This is a genomic window from Paenibacillus favisporus (genome assembly GCF_040545415.1).
GTDB classification, from domain to species: domain Bacteria; phylum Bacillota; class Bacilli; order Paenibacillales; family Paenibacillaceae; genus Paenibacillus_AQ; species Paenibacillus_AQ favisporus.
Genome location: NZ_JBEPLV010000002.1, coordinates 811,588 through 827,383, shown reverse-complemented (window position 1 = coordinate 827,383; position 15,796 = coordinate 811,588). Strand labels below are relative to the sequence as shown.

Sequence of the window (15,796 nt, the reverse complement as noted above, 5' to 3'; positions counted from 1 at the left end):
TATCAAAGTCATGACAACCGTGAATACCGGGGGGTTCGGTCCTTTTGATATGATGAATCCAGTGAAGATCATATCCATTCGGAGGAGTTAACATTATGAAAAAACCATCTGGCACCATCCATAGTTCCGCCATACGCGGAACGGCAAGCGGCGTTTTTTTTATGGCCTTATTCGGTACACTGTGGGCGTATACCGGCATCATGGGATTGCAGGAGTTGGCAGCTCCTTTGTGGTTAGCCGCAGCTGTCGCCATTGGACTTGTGCTGTTCATCGGAGGTGCCTCGCTGATCCGCGGGTCGCGGAAGATCAAGGATCAAAGCGCAGTAGCTGATGTAAGGACCGGCAAACGGATCGCCATCCGTTTCAATATCGTCTTTGCGGCAGAGGGCGCCGCAATCGCCATTGCGGTTGCCGTCTGCAATGCCGCCGGCCGCACGGCGTTGATCCCCATCGTCACCGCTCTGATTGTCGGAATTCACTTTTTTCCACTGGCCTCTTTGTTCCGGGTCAAGTTTTATCATCTAACCGGGGCGTTACTGTGTCTGCTCGCGCTCGCAACACTGTTGTTCCTTCCTGTGGAGGCCAGCTTTGGCGCCACTCACATCAATGCTTATATGTCCGTAGTCGGCCTTGGGTCCGCCCTGATTCTGTGGGGCACTGGCACTGTCATATGGCTCATGGGAAAAAGATTGCTGATGATAAGCAAGCTGTAACATCTGTCTTTCATTCCGCCACTCGCCGCATTAGAAAACGTCGATCAACGAATCTTCAAGGAAACCAGGCTGCACTTAACGGAAGCTTTCCTTGCGATATCGGAAACCCAAGTCTCAGATACACAGACTTATCCTTAATCCAGGAACCGGCTAAATGCCGGTTCTTTTGTGTTACCGTCCTGCTTGAAACGTAGAAAGTAAATATCGGGCGCAATATGGGCATACATAGAATGTAATCCAAAATAGAAACCGCTGCGAGGTTAATGATATGCCGGAAATTCATTTAGGGCCCGTAACCCTCAAACTAATCGTCGGATTTTTTTTATTGTTCGTGATCGTGAGATTTGCCGGAAGAAAAATCATAAAACAAATTACGCCCTTCACCTTCATCGCCTCCATCGTGTTTGGAGAACTGCTCGGAAACGCCTTATATGAACCGAAAGTCGGGCTGTCTTATATCATCTATTCCATCTGCCTGTGGGGAGTGCTGCTTGTCATTATCGAATACCTGGGGCAAAAATCGCTGTTTTTCCGGGGGATATTTGAGGGCAAGCCTTCTGCATTGATCAAAAACGGCGTCCTGGATCTTCAGGCGCTGAAGAAAAACCGGATGAACATAAACCAGCTGCAAAGCTTGCTCCGCCAGAGCGAAACCTTCTCGATTCGGGAGGTCGCCTTCTGCTATTTGGAGGCCGACGGCTCCCTCAGCATTTTAAAAAAATCCAAGTATCAGAAAACGACCGGGGAGGACTTGAATCTGCCGGACAAGCCGGTGTACGTTCCCGTAACGATCATCCGCGACGGAAAAGTATTGTGGGACGAAATCAAGGATCTCGGATTTGACGAATCCTGGTTGAGAGCACAGCTGGAACCGTATCACATAACCGATTATAAAGACGTTCTGATCGCCGAATGGCAGGAAGGGGACGGTATTTACGTCCAGACTTATGACAAAGACGCTAGCGGCAGGTAGGACCTGGGTTCCATCATTCGATTTGCCAACCTTCGGATCCTGTAGAGGATAGCAGAACGAGGAACTTCATAAAAAGAGCCAGTCGTTGGATATTCTCCAACCACTGGCTCTGCATATCTGCCAAAGTTTGTTGTTCGCTGACAGCTACATTCATTTGTTAATCTAGCTTCGACTTTACGGATAACAACATTCGCTTCGGTCGTCTTACTTCAATAGACCGTATAAGTTTGTCCGGTCTGGGCACCTTCCACACTTTTCCGGAACGCTAAGGCAGCTCTTCTAGCAGGTACAGGCTCAAAGCCTGGGAAATAAGGTCCATAGGTAACCATGGACTCCTCCAGTACGTTCGGGCTGACATTGTTGATCCGGATTCCTCTTGGCATTTCAATGGCTGCCGACTGTACGAAGGCTTTGATGGCACCGCCCGCCATCGCTGATGAGATTCCGCCCACAATGGGACTGTCCATAATAATACCGGTAGTCAGGGTGAAGCTTCCTTGATCATTTACATGATCCAACCCCAGCAGCACAAGGTTGATTTGTCCTTTCAGCTTCCCTAAGACCGCGATTTCATTACGTTCCGGTGTTAATTCCTGCAGCGGACCGAAGTAAGCTTGTCCGGCGGTGCAGATCACCGCATCGACCTTGCCGACAGCATCATACATGGCGATGATGCTTTCAGGTACTGACATATCGACGGTGATGTCAGCCCCTTTGCGTCCGGCCGTAATGATCTCATGGCTCTGCTCCAATTCACGGCGAACCGCCGTTCCAAGCGTACCCGTTGCGCCGACGATCAATATTTTCATGTTCGAACCCTCCTGTGCCAGCTATTATTCGGCAATCTGATTGAACAAACACAAGAAATTTTAACACAATAGCAGAATTTCCATCAATGTGGGCTGCACTGATTTGGCTTGGCGTCCCATTAAAAAATCATCTCACGGATGCCTGTACGATTCGGAACGTCATTTCCTTCGGCCTCGTAATGGCACCGCCTACGACGGCGGCGTATGCGCCAAGCTCGAGACAGCGGCTGAACATGTCCGGCGTGATGACATTGCTCTCGTTACCCAATCACATTCACGGGCGAGCCTTTCAGGTACGCATCGATCGCCTCGACGATGCCGCGGAAGTAGGCGCGGTAGGTCGCTTCGGTCACGTAACCGATATGCGGCGTGGCCAGCACGTTCGGCATCGTCCGGAGCGGGTCGTCTATAGGCAGCGGCTCCTGCTCGAATACGTCCAGGCCGGCACCCGCGATCTTGCCGCTGCGCAAGGCTTCGATCAAAGCCTCGCGGTCAACAATCGGTGCCCGGGAGGTGTTGATGAGGTAGGCGGACGGACGCATGAGTCGAAGCTCCCGCGCACCAATCAACCCTCTCGTGCGGTCACTGAGCACGACATGGATGGAGACGAAGTCGCTGCTTTCAAGCAGCTCGTCCTTCGACGATGCGAGCTTCACTCCCGCGGCGGCGGCTTTGTCGGCGGTCAAGTTCTGGCTCCAGGCCATAACCTCCATGCCGAACGCCTGCCCGATGCGGGCGACGTTGCTTCCGATATGGCCGAGGCCGAGCAGCCCTAACCGCTTGCCGATCAGGTCTACTCCGATCGTGCTTTGCCAGGCTCCGCCGCTGCGCAGCGCTTCGTTCTCCTGTACCAGCCTTCTTGCGAGCCCGAGAATGAGCGCCCAGGTCAGCTCCGTCGTCCCCTCGCCGCCTCCTCGCGTCCCGCATACAACGACGCCTCGTTCCGCAGCCGCGGCCAGATCGACCGAGGCGTTGCGCATGCCTGTCGTGACCAGCAGCTTCAGGCGCGGCAGACGCCGGAACAGCGATTCCCGGAACGGCGTCCGCTCCCTCATAATGACGACGATCTCGCAATCTTCGATCGCAGCAGCCAGCTCCTCCTCGTCATCGAAATGATGATCGAATACGCGGAGCTCGACGTGCTCCGCAACGGCCGACCAGTCCGTCATCGATAAGGCAACCCGTTGATAATCGTCCAGAATTGCGCATTTCATATCCGTTATTTCCCCTTTCCGATTTTGGTTAGTCCAAGCTCTGCCTACTCCACCCGGACAGCCTGAATATAGACGGATTCTCCGGAAAAGCTGGAAAGCCTGCCGTTTTCATCTGAAAATATCGAGAAAAACCGACGCACATCTTCTGCAGACTGAAGCATCTTGTTCTCTAGAGTCTCTCTCTCCGCTTGCGGGAGCCCTGCCCGCTCGCACCAATCCTGAAACCGGAACGGTTTCGGGAAGCAGACGGCCATCTCGATGCGGAAGCCGGTGCTTTCGAGCAAATGAATCCACTCCGATTTCTTCCATGCCCGGACATGGCTCGGGTCCCGTAACTTTTCGATATCATTATAAAATTGATCCAAAGGGTCCTGCTCGGGAGCTACGTTGTCTATGAAGAGCAGTTTCCCTCCAGGTTTGGCAACCCGCAGAGACTCGGCGGCAAACGCCGGAACATCTGTGAAATGATGCGCAGCGATCCGGCAGGTCACCAGATCGAAGGATTCATCTTCAAAAGGCAGCTGCTCCGCGTCTCCCGTTATGTAGCTTACGTTCGTGTGTCCATTTCCGCCGATAAAGCGTTCTGCTGCCGCCAGCATTTCACGGGTTAAATCGCAGGCTGTTACATGCCGAACCAGCGGGGCAAGCGCATTGGCAACATGCCCTCCCCCTGTTGCGATATCAAGCACATTCATATTCGCATTGGCTTTGGCGCATGACACGAGCCAGGCCAGATCTTCGCCTTTGGCATGGATTGCGCTCGTCACGTACTTATCCGCATTCCGGGAAAACTGCTGCTTAACCTGGTTTTTCCTCGACTCATCCATCATAGACTCTCCCCCTTAAATCGTGATCAGCATCCAGATCAATTTGTATACAATAGCCACTAATATGTTTCATAGAATGAAACTAAATATCACTTGTTGATACAAGATTAAATTTAACACAGTACTTCTGCATTGTAAATGAACCAAGAGTCGTGTTTGAGCAGCGGTCACAAATGCCAGCCTTACCTCGTTATATGTGTAAACCCACGAAAGAAGGTTGATCCATATGATCGCAGCGGAAAGTAAAAAAGAAGAAATTTTAAAGGCTTTTCAATTCAGACATGCTTGCCATGTATTTGATACCAGCCAGAAAATCCCGGATGAAGACTTTCGTTTTATTTTGGAGGCAGGGAGATTGTCTCCGAGTTCGGTTGGCCTTGAGCCTTGGAAGTTCGTCGTGATTCAGGATACGGCGCTCCGCGAAAAGTTAAAACCTGTCACGGGCGGTGCCCTGGGACAACTGCCTACGGCGAGCCATTTTGTTGTGATTTTGGCCAGACAAGGCTTAAGGCATGATTCGGCTCATGTCATTAAAATGCTGAAAGACATCCAGCATATGCCTGATGAAGTGGTACAGCGGGTTTCCGGGTTCTATAAAACCTTCATTGAAACGGAGCTCGAAAATAATGACCGTCTCCTGTTTGAATGGGCATGCAAACAAACGTATATCGCACTGGCGAACATGATGACAGCCGCGGCTCAAATCGGCATTGATTCCAGTCCCATCGAAGGTTTTGATAAAAAGCAGGTGACCTCTATTTTACAAAACGAGGGTATTATCGGTGACGGCGATTTCGGCGTGTCCTGTATGGTTGCTTTCGGATACCGGCAAGAGGACCCCAAACGTCCAAAAGCAAGGCAGCGTCTCGATGAGATCGTCGAGTGGCGGTAAAGATTGTATAAAAGCCCTGATTCCTTTAAGGTGAAAATAGAAAATCAGCTGCGGAAGGAGCAAATCGGATGCAGGATCTTTACAAGCAGTACAAGAAGCTGTTATTCAAGCTTGCTTATCAATTGACAGGTTCGGTTTCCGATGCGGAAGACGCCGTGCAGGATGTTTTTGTGAAGGTACATGATGTCCCACGGGAACGTTTAACGCAGCCCAAGGCTTTTTTGTGCAAAATGGTCACGAACCACTGTAAAGATATGATGAAATCGGCACGAAAACAAAGGGAGGAATATTATGGGGAATGGCTTCCCGAGCCCTTTCTCATGTTAAACGACGATTCAACCGAAGCATTGGAAAGGGATGATCTCCTCTCTTATGGAATGCTTGTTCTGCTGGAAAACCTGACGACCTCCGAGCGTGCCGTGTTCATCCTGCGCGAAGCGCTGGGATTCAATTACAACGAGATCGCCGAGCTTATGGAAAAAAGCGAAGTGAGCTGCCGGAAACTGTTCAGCCGTGCGAGTGCAAAAATGGGACGGGTAACCGACGAGCCCGTTCAGATTCACCCTGAAAGCCAGCAGTGGGTTCATGGATTTATGGGAGCGCTCAAGAAAGGGAACATGGATCAGCTTTTATCGCTGCTGGACCAGGATGTCGTGCTGGTTGCCGACGGTGGCGGCAAAGTGGTTGCAACGGTCCATCCGGTTGTCTCCCGTGAACGGGTCGGGCGTTACCTTCTCGGCGGTATGCGCAAAGCAGCCATGTTTGGAGAAGGAACGACGGTCGAAATGGGGCAAGTCAATGGAGAAGCTGCCATACTGCTCCGTTCGGAAGACAGCGCAGTCAATGGAGTGTTGCTCTTTCACTTCGAAGATGGGAAGATCCACAACATCTATATTGTTCGAAACCCCGACAAGCTGGTGCATATCTTCTAGCGTACGAACTGGAGCACCGGTCATCCAAAAAAGTCATAGCCACGATCTGTGGTTATGACTTTTTCGCTTGAGTGAGAACGGGGTATTACTGTCCCTGGAGGCGCACAAATGTAATATAATCCACGTTGACCGGCTCCATGCCGGCGGAGCGCAGCTTCATGTTGATTTGCCCCCTGTGATACTGGCCATGGAGCGCAAGATGAGTCAAAATGTCTTGAACGGATGTCTGATACGACCTCCCGTACTGGTTGGTGTAGGTAATTACATCGTCCAGACGTTCGTCGGTTAGCTCAGCGAGATATGCGCTGAAGGCTTCCCGCATCTCTTGCGCAAGACGTTTACAGTCATCAAGACTGTCGTTTGGCCAAAGCGGCAGGTGGTTGCTGTCCTGTCCCTGCAGCCGGGTGAACCATACCTGTTCCGCACGCAGAGTATGACTTAGCAGCCGGAGCGCTTCGGCTTCAGATTCCCCATCCCCGCCAGCTTCCAGCGCATCCAGTATGCGCTTATCGGCCCAATACAGCTGTTCGAACATGCTGCGAATCGTTTTCATTTCCTTAAACGCCCCCTCACACCATAATTTTCCTTATCTAAATTCAGGTTATCTGAGGAATTCGCCAGCCTGGACCCATTTCCTTCTATGCTCAGTTCGCATGACATAGCGATGATTATCTTAATACATCCGCATAATTTGGCGGAAAGTGATCTTTGTCAGGACCTTTTAAATGCTGGGTCCCTATGACCTTCACCTTTTTTAACGGATATTTCAAAGGTAAAGCGATCTTTGCCTACAGGGATGTGCGGACCAACAGTAGGGACAACCTCTATCGTGCATATGAAAGAGTATCCTCGGAAACCATTTGAGCGTCTTACCTCAACCACTTCCGCCATATAAGGATATAACATTGGAGTTACCGTCAATAAAGGCTCGTAAATATTCGGCAGCCGTTCTTCTATGTATGGTAATAGAAACAGCATCAGCATGTCTTGATACTGTAGCTCTCTAGAGTCCTCATCAGGATGACCGGCCACCACAATGCAACTTGTTCGTAAACTAATGGCCAGCATAAGAAGCAACATCCATACAACCAAAAATTTCCTCCCCATACCTTCTCTCCCTCTTATGTTACTTTAGCGATTATTCTCCATAGCTAAATAGCCGTTTATTCATTCGGGCAGCACACAAGTTAACACCACATCAAAAAACTCCAGGCACGAGGGCTTGGAGTTCCTATACTTAAAATACTATTGGCGAGGCACACAGATCGTTAATCTTCCTGATGTTGTTCCTGAAGAAAGGACAATGTTGACACAACGTCTCCCGTCTTGAGCTGTAAAGAACGAGATGGAAGACGGTCTGGGGAGTCCGAGAATATTGCGGACGGCTTGTGCATTTCGCGTACGTACAGCCGCTCTGAATGCGTCTGTATTTAATGAAATGTTTTGTGAGTACAACGCATAGGCATCGGCAACGATCATCAAGTCGTCCCCTTGCTTCACGCGTGGTTTTTTCGGCATGGATCTCACCTCCTCGAAATCTATGATGTATTCTATTCGCGAGAATGATAGATTTCTTGGATGCGAGCATATCCCAATCAAAATACACCGACATACAAAAAGACGATGAAATCCCCTTCCCTCCAGTGTTATGAAAATATTGCGAACGCATCAAAAAATGTTGCTTGCCTTGCCTATAAGACCCCATTTACCATCAATCTTGCGGAAGGGTGTCACCATGGCTTACACCTATCAGATCGAATCGCAGTGAGGGGGTGACGGACAGTTTGATTCGAAGAAAATGCTGAACAAAATTTGAAAGCGGTTTCCTAACTCGAGAATGGAAAAGGAGCTGAACTTGATGAGTTGGTATAAAAGATGGGCTTCGGTCGCAATGGCTGCGGTCATGATGGTGTCGCTGGTTCCGGCTGCCCAAGCGGGCGAGCTGTTTCCGACGGTGCAGGCAAAAGGGGTTTCCCCGGCGGGAGACCCCACGATGCCACCAGATGAGGTGCAGCCGGAGTTCCGTAATCTTGCCCTTGGACTCCCTTATGAATGGTCTGAAGCCCCGGATCCGTCGCATCCTGATGCCGGGAATAAGCTCACAGATGGGAAATATGGACAATTGGATATGAATGACCCGGCCTGGGTAGGACATGTTCGCGGCAAAGCGCGCGAAGTCGTGTTCGATTTGGGTGAGGAAAAGTCGATCGGAAAAATCACCGCCCATTTTTTTCAGGATTACCCTGCCAACTCGATCCTCGTACCTTTGACGGTATCAATGTATGTCTCGGACGATAAGGAGAATTGGGGCCTTCTCTCCCATAACGCCACCCAACTGCTCTGGGGAGAAGGACCGCCAAGGCAGGAAATGTTTGCGTGGGACGGCAGCCGGGACGGAATCGAAGGCGGGAGTGCGGACGGCAAGCTGGCTTATGCCCGCTATGTAAAAGTCATTTTCACGATGCATCCTACCCTTTGGGAATACATTGACGAAATTGAAATTATGGGCACGGACGGAAAGATGGACGGAGCGGTAAAGGTTCCCGCTGAGCAGCCTCATTTTTTAGAGCCGGGCGAAGCTACGGGCGGAATCCGGAATCTGAATCTGCTGTATAACGGACAGTATGCGGATGGTTTGGGGGACTGGACCAAGGAACGGATCATCCCGAACATCAGTTACGTGGATCAGAACGGGGAACCTGCCGACTGGCTTTTTGACGGTATTTTATATCTCGGGCTTGCTTCCCCTGCCGGCCGGGATTTCGGTCTTGGACAAACGAATCTGGGGGACTGGACCTGGTATTTGGACAAAACCTTTGCAGCTGCGGGAGATATGCAGCAGTTGAATGAGGCGACCAAGGAAGTCGGGGCCAAGCTGAACCAGCCTGATTATAAAGAGAAGGTTGTGCTCATGATTCCGAATCCCGGGGAGTCTTTAAATGATTTTGGCGATGTAGATGGCTCTGGAGAATCGTTAAGCTTCAATGACTCTGTCGTGGGGCAAGAGAAAGCCCTCGAAAACAGGGAAAAAGCGGTTCAGTGGTGGCTGGATCAGGTACGGCAAAGATGGCAGGCCGCGAATTATTCCAATCTGGAGCTCGTCGGCATGTACTGGCTGGAAGAACAAATCAGTACAAGCGAAACGGGACCCGGCCTGATTAAAGCCGTTAGCGGCAAGGTCCATGACATGAATCTGAAATTTTTCTGGATCCCCCACTCTTTAGCTTATAAAAGCTATATGTGGAAAGATGTAGGATTTGATGCCGCGGCGCTTCAACCGAACTATTTCTTTGGCGGTATGGATCAAGACCGGTTGAAGGATGCCGCAGATACTGCAAAGCGGTACGGAATGTCGAATGAAGTCGAATTTGACGATCGGATGCTGCAAGACGGCGTATTCCGTGAGCGTTATATCGATTACTTGAACAGCGGCGCCGCAACCGGCTTGATGCAAAAGGGATTCAGAGCTTATTACCAGGGAAATAATGCGGTTTATAATTTGGCGGTGAGCAAAGATCCCGGCCTGCGTCTCATGTATGACTGGCTGTATCAATACTTGAACGGAACATACGAAATTCATAACAGTACACCACCTGAAGCAGACGTATTTATCAACGGACAAAAGTTAAATGGCGATGTGGTTGTACCCAATACTGAAACGATAGCATTCACATGGGAAGTCCAAGACGATGACAGCGGTTTGACGAGGGTTACGACCACTTTCGACGGCAAACCCTACGCCCCTGGAACGCCGATTGATCTGAAGGGAATGCCGGGTAAGCATCAACTGGCCATTACCGTGGCGGCTGCCAAATCCAAGACGACTGCTTACACCATCCGGGCGGCATCTACCGCTGACACGATGAAAGCTCATGTGAGCCTCTTCGCCGAGCAAAAGCAGTTCACGACACCCGGGGCTCCCCGCTCGTTGCACGCGCAGCTGGACCAGATGAAGCGTTTTGAAGGAAAGAATGCTGCGCAGTTTGATCAATTACTCAAAGGTTTCAATGCAAAGCTGGATCAACTGTACGCAGATCGTATCGTATCCGAGACGGCTTATGCCTCGCTGAAAGAAGAGGTGTATGATCTTGCCGGTAACCTGGCGGAAAATAAAACCGTAACCGCCTCTTCTGTCGAAGGCTCTGTTTCTACCTTGGCGCCGAAATATGCCGTCGATGGGTTTTCATCGACAAGATGGGCGAGCAACTACGTGAATGACAGCTGGTTTCAGGTCGACCTAGGTGAAGCCAAAGCATTCGATACGGTCCGGATCGAGTGGGAATTCGCCCGGGCCAAAACCTACAAAATCCTTGTCTCCGACGACCAGCAGAACTGGAGCAGCGTGATCCAGGACAATGATGGCATCATTACGGCCCATGATGGCAAAGAAACGGTCCATTTTGCCCCCGTTACAGCCAGGTACGTTAAATTTCAGGGGATTGAAAGAGCCACGGATTATGGATATTCCTTTTATGAGTTTGGGATCTATAACCTCTCGGGGTCAAGGGAGTAAGAACTTTGGTATAAGATAAAAGATAAATCTCCTCTTTTCATCCATATAGTCCTTGTGAGAAGAAGACTGCCGTTTAACCGGTAGTCTTCTTTCTTGCTTGCTTCGCATCGGTGTAATCCCACCCTTTTCCATATATCTGGACTTGGCTTTCAAGCGAAGATTCTATTCATTTCATTTACATATGAACAAATGATCATGTATTATATAATAAATATTAATTTCTTGGGGGAATTTCTATGCTGGATGTCTTGATTATTGGTACCGGACAGGCTGGTCTTGCAACTGCCTACTTCTTAAAGCAAAAAGGAATACCATTTATGTTAATCGATAAAGCCAAAGCCTTAGGCGATTCCTGGCGCAACAGATACGATTCCTTACAATTATTCACACCCAGGAATTACAGCCGTTTACCTGGTCTTGATCTGCCTGGGGATCCGAATGGTCTTCCAACAAAAGATGAGGTTGCCGCATACTTATCGGAATACGCTATAACCTTTGATTTTCCGATTCAATTGGATACGGAAGTCAAGTCGTTAACCTCCATCCCAAGGGGATTTGAGGTGGAGACAAGCCGAGGAACAATTCAATCCAAAAATGTAATTGTGGCTACAGGGCCTTTTCATAAACCGTATGTTCCAGCCATCAGCCAGTCCATTTCCCATGATACGACTCAGCTTCATTCTTCCGCATACCGGAATCCCGGCCAGCTTACACCAGGAACCGTGTTGGTCGTAGGAGCAGGAAATTCAGGTGCACAAATCGCTGTAGAACTGTCTAATGACTTTGATGTCTATTTATCCGCATCAAACCAGCTCCATTTTAAACCTCTGTACATATTGGGAAAGAGCATTTTTTGGTATTACGACAAATTGGGTTTTTTACTGGCCGGAAATCACACCAAACGCGGGGAATGGTTACGCCAACAACCTGAACAAATCTATGGATTCCATTTAAAACAACGATTAAAAGAAGGGAAAATCAAGTTATTCCCGAGGGCAGTCAGCGCGGAGTCACGTACTCTGTTTTTTGCGGACGACCAACATGTTGAGGCTGACAATATCATTTGGGCAACCGGGTTCCGACCGGATTTCTCCTGGATCCATATCAATCATCTGTTTAATGAACAGCAAGAAATTACCCAGTTCAATGGTATTTCTAATATCCCTGGCCTATATTTCATCGGTCTTCCGTGGCTGTCCTGCAGAGGGTCTGCTCTTTTGGGGTGGGTACAGCATGATGCCAGACGTATCGCCGAATACATAAATAATGATTTAAAGACAATGTAATTCTCGCCGGGACTTATCTAGGTTAAGCTTCTCTTTTTTTCGCTCGCAAACAAAAGTCTGAAACCAGCTTCCCGTGTACCGGCCACTCTCGACGTATCAACCTTACCTAGAAGTATGCGTAATTATTTCTCAGGAAACTATTTATGATATACTAAAAAAAATGAGTCGAGGAGCCAGCATGAACCATGGACACTGCAGATAAAAGCAAAGCCGTAATTCATGATTTTTTTATTCAGTTTCTTCAGCAAAAAGAAGAATACGAATCCCGAATATCCGCAACCTATCTCGAAGATATCCGGAAGCATATCGGTGCCGAATTCAGTTTGAACATGACAGAACTCCACACCATTGCGTGCATCGGGGAGCAGGAGCCGATCAATGTCACTTCCATCGCGGAAAAGATGAATTTGAGCAAAGGGAACACCTCCAAGATCGCGAACAAATTACTTAAAGCCGGTTGGGTGCGGAAAGCCCAGCTCAACGATAACAAAAAGGAAGTATACTTTCGGTTAACTCCTGCCGGCAAAAAGCTGTTTGCTGCGCATGATGAGCTCCATATGATGGAAAAGCAGAGAATGTACGAGTTTTTGGGAAGATACAGCGATGCCGAGCTTGAATTGATCAAGCGCCTGTTTGCAGATATGGTTGACTTCTATCGCTGACATGTACCACCGGCCAAAGAATCCAAAATCAAAAGCAACCGGTAGCCGCCGGCTGCTTTTTTGTTACTCGATGAAGTGAGCACAGCGCCGAGAGCGCTACATTGATCAAACGATTCTTCTCACACGCTACATTTTCAAAGCCCCCTGCGTCATGCCCTGAATGTAATATTTCATGCCGAAAGAGAAAATCAAAATTAACGGAATCGAGGAAATGGCGTATGCTGAAAACTGAGTTCCCATATCGGTGATGCCGAACTGCTTTGTAAAGACGGTAAGGCCAACGGCAACCACCTGAAGACTGCTGTCCCTGATCGTAAGCAGCGGCCAAATATAATCATTGTACACGCCAACGGCCTGCATAATGAACAAGGTGGCAAGGATCGGCAGCGACAGCGGGATGACGATTTGAAAAAATACACGAAGCTCCGATGCTCCATCGATCCGGGCCGCTTCAAACAGCTCGCTGGGGATGCCGGACATAAAACTTCTGCACAAGAAGGTTCCGAAGATTTGCCCGCCGGCTGCACCGGAAATAATGATCACCCAAGGTGTATTCGTTAGTCCCAGGTTATTATACAGGACGTACGACGGAATCAGCGTCAGCACACCCGGAATCATCATCATGGCCAGCATCATCATAAACAGCAGTTCTTTGCCGGGAAAGCTTTTTTTGGCGAATATATATCCTGAAATGGAAGAGAGCAGAATGACACAAGCACTGGCCGCGACCGCATACAAGATGGAATTCACCATATATCGCCAAATACTGGTGAACGCAGCGCCGTAATTATTCCATTTGGCCGGAGAAGGCAGCCCCCAGAAATTGCCGAGAATTTGCGCATTGCTTTTTAAGGAGCTGACGATCATGAACAGAATGGGCACCAGCATCAGGATGACCAGCACGCACAGCAGCACGATGATGGTGATCTGGGGGAAACTGAGATACTTGATGAGCCCGCCTTCGCTTTTTCTGAGCTTTCTCACGGGGCTGACGCTTTCATCGGTTGTATCCGTTTCGGTATACATCGATCCCTCTCCTCCTTCCTTAATCTTCTGTTTTAATAAGCTTCATGTTCACAACCGTAATGGCAAGGATCACCAGGAACATGCTTACACCGAGCGCCGAGGCATACCCGAGATCGTTGAACTTGGTAGCGGCATAATACATCTGCAGTGCGGGTACATAAGTCGAGTCCATGGGACCGCCGCCCGTAACGATCATGATGCCGTTAAAATCCTGAATAATGCCAATGAGGGTTAAAATGATCAGAAACTTGAATTGACCGCCCAGCAGCGGCAAATGAATGGAACGGATGATCCGCCAAAGATTGGCCCCATCGATTTTTGCGGACTCGATCAGCTCGTTCGGAATGGACAGCAGACCTGCATAAAACACCAGCAGCTGCAGGATGCCTATAAACGGAAACCCGATAAAAATAATAGCCCATAAGGCGGTATTAGGGTCACCAAGCCAACCATGCGCCCAGGAACCAAGCCCGATCAGTTCTAATACGTTATTGATCAGACCCACGTTAGGATCATACAGGTTTTGCCAAATCAACAGCAGGGCCACACCCGGAATCACCATCGATGCGGTAAATGCGGTCCGAAAGCCGTATTGCAGACGTTTACTGCGTAGATGGAATATGAGTTCAGCGGTAATGAGTGCAGGGATAATCGCTTTGATCAAACCGGTGATGATCAGAATGACCAGGTTGCCCATCCCCTTAATGACATAAGGATCATGAATCATTCGTTCAAAATTGGCCAAGCCGACAAAGGTGGTCCTGCCCCCTGGCTGCCAGTCATATAAGGAATGGAATAAGCCCGAAAAAGCCGGGTAATAGAGAAAGACGAACACCAGAATAAAGGTCGGTGCCAAGCCCAGGTAAATATATTTGCTTTTCCATATCTGGCGGAAAATAACCAGCCGATTGCGCTTCTTCAAATAATTCAAGTACAGCAGAATAAGGACGACCGCCAAGACACCGGCTGCAGCCCATAGCATAGCATTTAAGCGTGCCTTGCTTGCCGCTTTATCGATGACACTGCCTACATCGTACTTAAAAATCCTTCCGTCATTGGTGCCCGAATACAGCGTCTTGCCCTCCCGGTCAAATTGAACGCCCCGGCCTTCCCCAGTGATCTTTGACTCCCACAGCTGCTTTCCGCGCCCGTCGAAAATATAGTAGTTACCGGATAAATCCGAGACGCCGATCCGTTCCCCATCGCTTGAGAAGGCGACATCGGTCACGATGTCCCGCGTGTTAATCGAGCCGGTAACGCTCCCTTTCTGATCAAACAATTCCACCTTATTGGAAGCCGTACCCACAGCAGCCAGGCCATTCTCTGAAACGGCCACCGCCTGGATTTGATTATCCGCGCTGAATTTATACAGCAGGCTGCCATCCTTGTCCAGGAGATAGGCGAATTGGTCGCTTGTTGCGGCAACGATCCACTGTCCGCTGCCCGATACGCTCACTTCCTTCAATAGGGAACCGATGGGGATGCTGCCTGTCTGTTCTCCGTTATTTTGATCCACAACGATGAGATCTTTGCTGCGCTGGGTAACGAGAACGATGGTGGACCCGTCCTGCGATGCGGCCAAGCTCTTGACCTGCCGCTTCAGATCCGAATCCCACAGTTGACCTCCTGTCTCGTCATATGCATACAGATGCCTGTCATCCGATGAAACCAGAAAGGTGCCGTTACTCAGAAGCGCTACCCCTGTAACGACATTTCCGGCCTCAACCTCATAGATGGGATTGCCTTCGGAATCGTAGAGAAATGCCTTCGCATTATGACCCCCAACGGCTACACGGCTCCCATCCGCTGATACGGAGAGGGAGGTGATATTCCCCGCTCTTTCAATGGACCAATGGTCTTTGGCAAGTGCTGCGACCGGGACAAGCCCTAGAAGCAGGATCAGTGCAAGAAATATCCAAGGGGCTTTCCTCATGATGAACCTCCCTTTT

At 49.6% G+C, this 15,796-nt stretch carries 15 protein-coding genes and 1 pseudogene; 7 read left to right on the top strand and 9 right to left on the bottom strand.

The features are described 5' to 3' along the window. Positions 1 to 95 precede the first annotated feature (95 nt). Both ABID47_RS11765 and ABID47_RS11760 read left to right on the top strand, forming a co-directional pair. Positions 96 to 713, top strand: a complete 618-nt coding sequence (locus ABID47_RS11765) for a hypothetical protein (RefSeq protein WP_354496850.1) — start codon at positions 96 to 98, stop codon at positions 711 to 713. Positions 714 to 981: 268 nt separating this feature from the next. Beyond that, a complete protein-coding gene (locus ABID47_RS11760) occupies positions 982 to 1,686 on the top strand; it encodes a DUF421 domain-containing protein (RefSeq protein ID WP_354496848.1) in 705 nt (234 codons plus the stop codon). A gap of 209 nt (positions 1,687 to 1,895) precedes the next feature. Here the strand turns inward: ABID47_RS11760 and ABID47_RS11755 are convergent, their stop codons facing one another. From ABID47_RS11755 to ABID47_RS11740, 4 genes and pseudogenes are all read right to left on the bottom strand, one after another. Further along, the gene (locus ABID47_RS11755) at positions 1,896 to 2,495 is read right to left on the bottom strand and encodes a short chain dehydrogenase (protein ID WP_354496846.1); all 600 of its coding nucleotides are present in this window, start codon (positions 2,493 to 2,495) and stop codon (positions 1,896 to 1,898) included. A 127-nt stretch (positions 2,496 to 2,622) separates the two neighbouring features. Continuing rightward, positions 2,623 to 2,754 (bottom strand): annotated as a pseudogene (locus ABID47_RS11750) (N-acetylmannosamine-6-phosphate 2-epimerase); the annotation flags it as partial. 1 nt (position 2,755) lies between these two features. Next, on the bottom strand, positions 2,756 to 3,709 hold the full coding sequence (locus ABID47_RS11745; protein ID WP_354496844.1) for a D-2-hydroxyacid dehydrogenase family protein: 954 nt from the start codon (positions 3,707 to 3,709) through the stop codon (positions 2,756 to 2,758). A gap of 44 nt (positions 3,710 to 3,753) precedes the next feature. Then, positions 3,754 to 4,536: a class I SAM-dependent methyltransferase gene (locus tag ABID47_RS11740; protein WP_354497301.1), complete on the bottom strand. Its 783-nt coding sequence runs from the start codon at positions 4,534 to 4,536 to the stop codon at positions 3,754 to 3,756. Positions 4,537 to 4,762: 226 nt separating this feature from the next. Here ABID47_RS11740 and ABID47_RS11735 point away from each other — a divergent pair, with 226 nt between their 5' ends. Next, positions 4,763 to 5,428, top strand: a complete 666-nt coding sequence (locus ABID47_RS11735) for an NAD(P)H-dependent oxidoreductase (protein WP_354496842.1) — start codon at positions 4,763 to 4,765, stop codon at positions 5,426 to 5,428. A gap of 68 nt (positions 5,429 to 5,496) precedes the next feature. Continuing rightward, positions 5,497 to 6,360: an RNA polymerase sigma factor SigJ gene (gene sigJ / locus ABID47_RS11730; protein WP_354496840.1), complete on the top strand. Its 864-nt coding sequence runs from the start codon at positions 5,497 to 5,499 to the stop codon at positions 6,358 to 6,360. An 85-nt stretch (positions 6,361 to 6,445) separates the two neighbouring features. Here the strand turns inward: sigJ and ABID47_RS11725 are convergent, their stop codons facing one another. From ABID47_RS11725 to ABID47_RS11715, 3 genes are all read right to left on the bottom strand, one after another. Then, positions 6,446 to 6,913, bottom strand: a complete 468-nt coding sequence (locus ABID47_RS11725; RefSeq protein ID WP_354496838.1) for a DinB family protein — start codon at positions 6,911 to 6,913, stop codon at positions 6,446 to 6,448. 158 nt (positions 6,914 to 7,071) lie between these two features. Beyond that, positions 7,072 to 7,452: a DUF3888 domain-containing protein gene (locus ABID47_RS11720; RefSeq protein ID WP_354496836.1), complete on the bottom strand. Its 381-nt coding sequence runs from the start codon at positions 7,450 to 7,452 to the stop codon at positions 7,072 to 7,074. A gap of 153 nt (positions 7,453 to 7,605) precedes the next feature. Next, positions 7,606 to 7,878 (bottom strand): hypothetical protein, encoded by a 273-nt coding sequence (locus ABID47_RS11715; RefSeq protein WP_251674092.1) that lies wholly within the window; start codon positions 7,876 to 7,878, stop codon positions 7,606 to 7,608. A gap of 340 nt (positions 7,879 to 8,218) precedes the next feature. On the opposite strand from ABID47_RS11715, the gene ABID47_RS11710 reads away from it, so the two are divergent. The 3 genes from ABID47_RS11710 (at position 8,219) to ABID47_RS11700 (ending at position 12,821) form a co-directional block, all read left to right on the top strand. Next, complete coding sequence (locus ABID47_RS11710) at positions 8,219 to 10,873, top strand: DUF4855 domain-containing protein (protein ID WP_354496834.1); 2,655 nt, start codon at positions 8,219 to 8,221, stop codon at positions 10,871 to 10,873. Between the two features lie 236 nt (positions 10,874 to 11,109). Next, positions 11,110 to 12,159, top strand: a complete 1,050-nt coding sequence (locus ABID47_RS11705; RefSeq protein ID WP_354496832.1) for a flavin-containing monooxygenase — start codon at positions 11,110 to 11,112, stop codon at positions 12,157 to 12,159. Between the two features lie 185 nt (positions 12,160 to 12,344). Continuing rightward, on the top strand, positions 12,345 to 12,821 hold the full coding sequence (locus ABID47_RS11700; protein ID WP_354496830.1) for a MarR family transcriptional regulator: 477 nt from the start codon (positions 12,345 to 12,347) through the stop codon (positions 12,819 to 12,821). Between the two features lie 126 nt (positions 12,822 to 12,947). Here ABID47_RS11700 and ABID47_RS11695 read toward each other — a convergent pair whose 3' ends face one another. Beyond that, positions 12,948 to 13,847 carry a carbohydrate ABC transporter permease gene (locus tag ABID47_RS11695; protein WP_354496828.1) on the bottom strand — a complete coding sequence of 300 codons (900 nt, stop codon included), beginning with the start codon at positions 13,845 to 13,847 and terminating at the stop codon, positions 12,948 to 12,950. 19 nt (positions 13,848 to 13,866) lie between these two features. Beyond that, the gene (locus tag ABID47_RS11690; protein ID WP_354496826.1) at positions 13,867 to 15,780 is read right to left on the bottom strand and encodes a DUF5711 family protein; all 1,914 of its coding nucleotides are present in this window, start codon (positions 15,778 to 15,780) and stop codon (positions 13,867 to 13,869) included. Positions 15,781 to 15,796 lie beyond the last annotated feature (16 nt).

Coding starts and splice junctions, on each gene's coding strand:
- ABID47_RS11765 (WP_354496850.1), top strand. CDS start 96: ATGAAAAAACCATCTGGCACCATCCATAGTTCCGCCATACGCGGAACG.
- ABID47_RS11760 (WP_354496848.1), top strand. CDS start 982: ATGCCGGAAATTCATTTAGGGCCCGTAACCCTCAAACTAATCGTCGGA.
- ABID47_RS11755 (WP_354496846.1), bottom strand. CDS start 2,495: ATGAAAATATTGATCGTCGGCGCAACGGGTACGCTTGGAACGGCGGTT.
- ABID47_RS11745 (WP_354496844.1), bottom strand. CDS start 3,709: ATGAAATGCGCAATTCTGGACGATTATCAACGGGTTGCCTTATCGATG.
- ABID47_RS11740 (WP_354497301.1), bottom strand. CDS start 4,536: ATGGATGAGTCGAGGAAAAACCAGGTTAAGCAGCAGTTTTCCCGGAAT.
- ABID47_RS11735 (WP_354496842.1), top strand. CDS start 4,763: ATGATCGCAGCGGAAAGTAAAAAAGAAGAAATTTTAAAGGCTTTTCAA.
- sigJ (WP_354496840.1), top strand. CDS start 5,497: ATGCAGGATCTTTACAAGCAGTACAAGAAGCTGTTATTCAAGCTTGCT.
- ABID47_RS11725 (WP_354496838.1), bottom strand. CDS start 6,913: ATGAAAACGATTCGCAGCATGTTCGAACAGCTGTATTGGGCCGATAAG.
- ABID47_RS11715 (WP_251674092.1), bottom strand. CDS start 7,878: ATGCCGAAAAAACCACGCGTGAAGCAAGGGGACGACTTGATGATCGTT.
- ABID47_RS11710 (WP_354496834.1), top strand. CDS start 8,219: ATGAGTTGGTATAAAAGATGGGCTTCGGTCGCAATGGCTGCGGTCATG.
- ABID47_RS11705 (WP_354496832.1), top strand. CDS start 11,110: ATGCTGGATGTCTTGATTATTGGTACCGGACAGGCTGGTCTTGCAACT.
- ABID47_RS11700 (WP_354496830.1), top strand. CDS start 12,345: ATGGACACTGCAGATAAAAGCAAAGCCGTAATTCATGATTTTTTTATT.
- ABID47_RS11695 (WP_354496828.1), bottom strand. CDS start 13,847: ATGTATACCGAAACGGATACAACCGATGAAAGCGTCAGCCCCGTGAGA.
- ABID47_RS11690 (WP_354496826.1), bottom strand. CDS start 15,780: ATGAGGAAAGCCCCTTGGATATTTCTTGCACTGATCCTGCTTCTAGGG.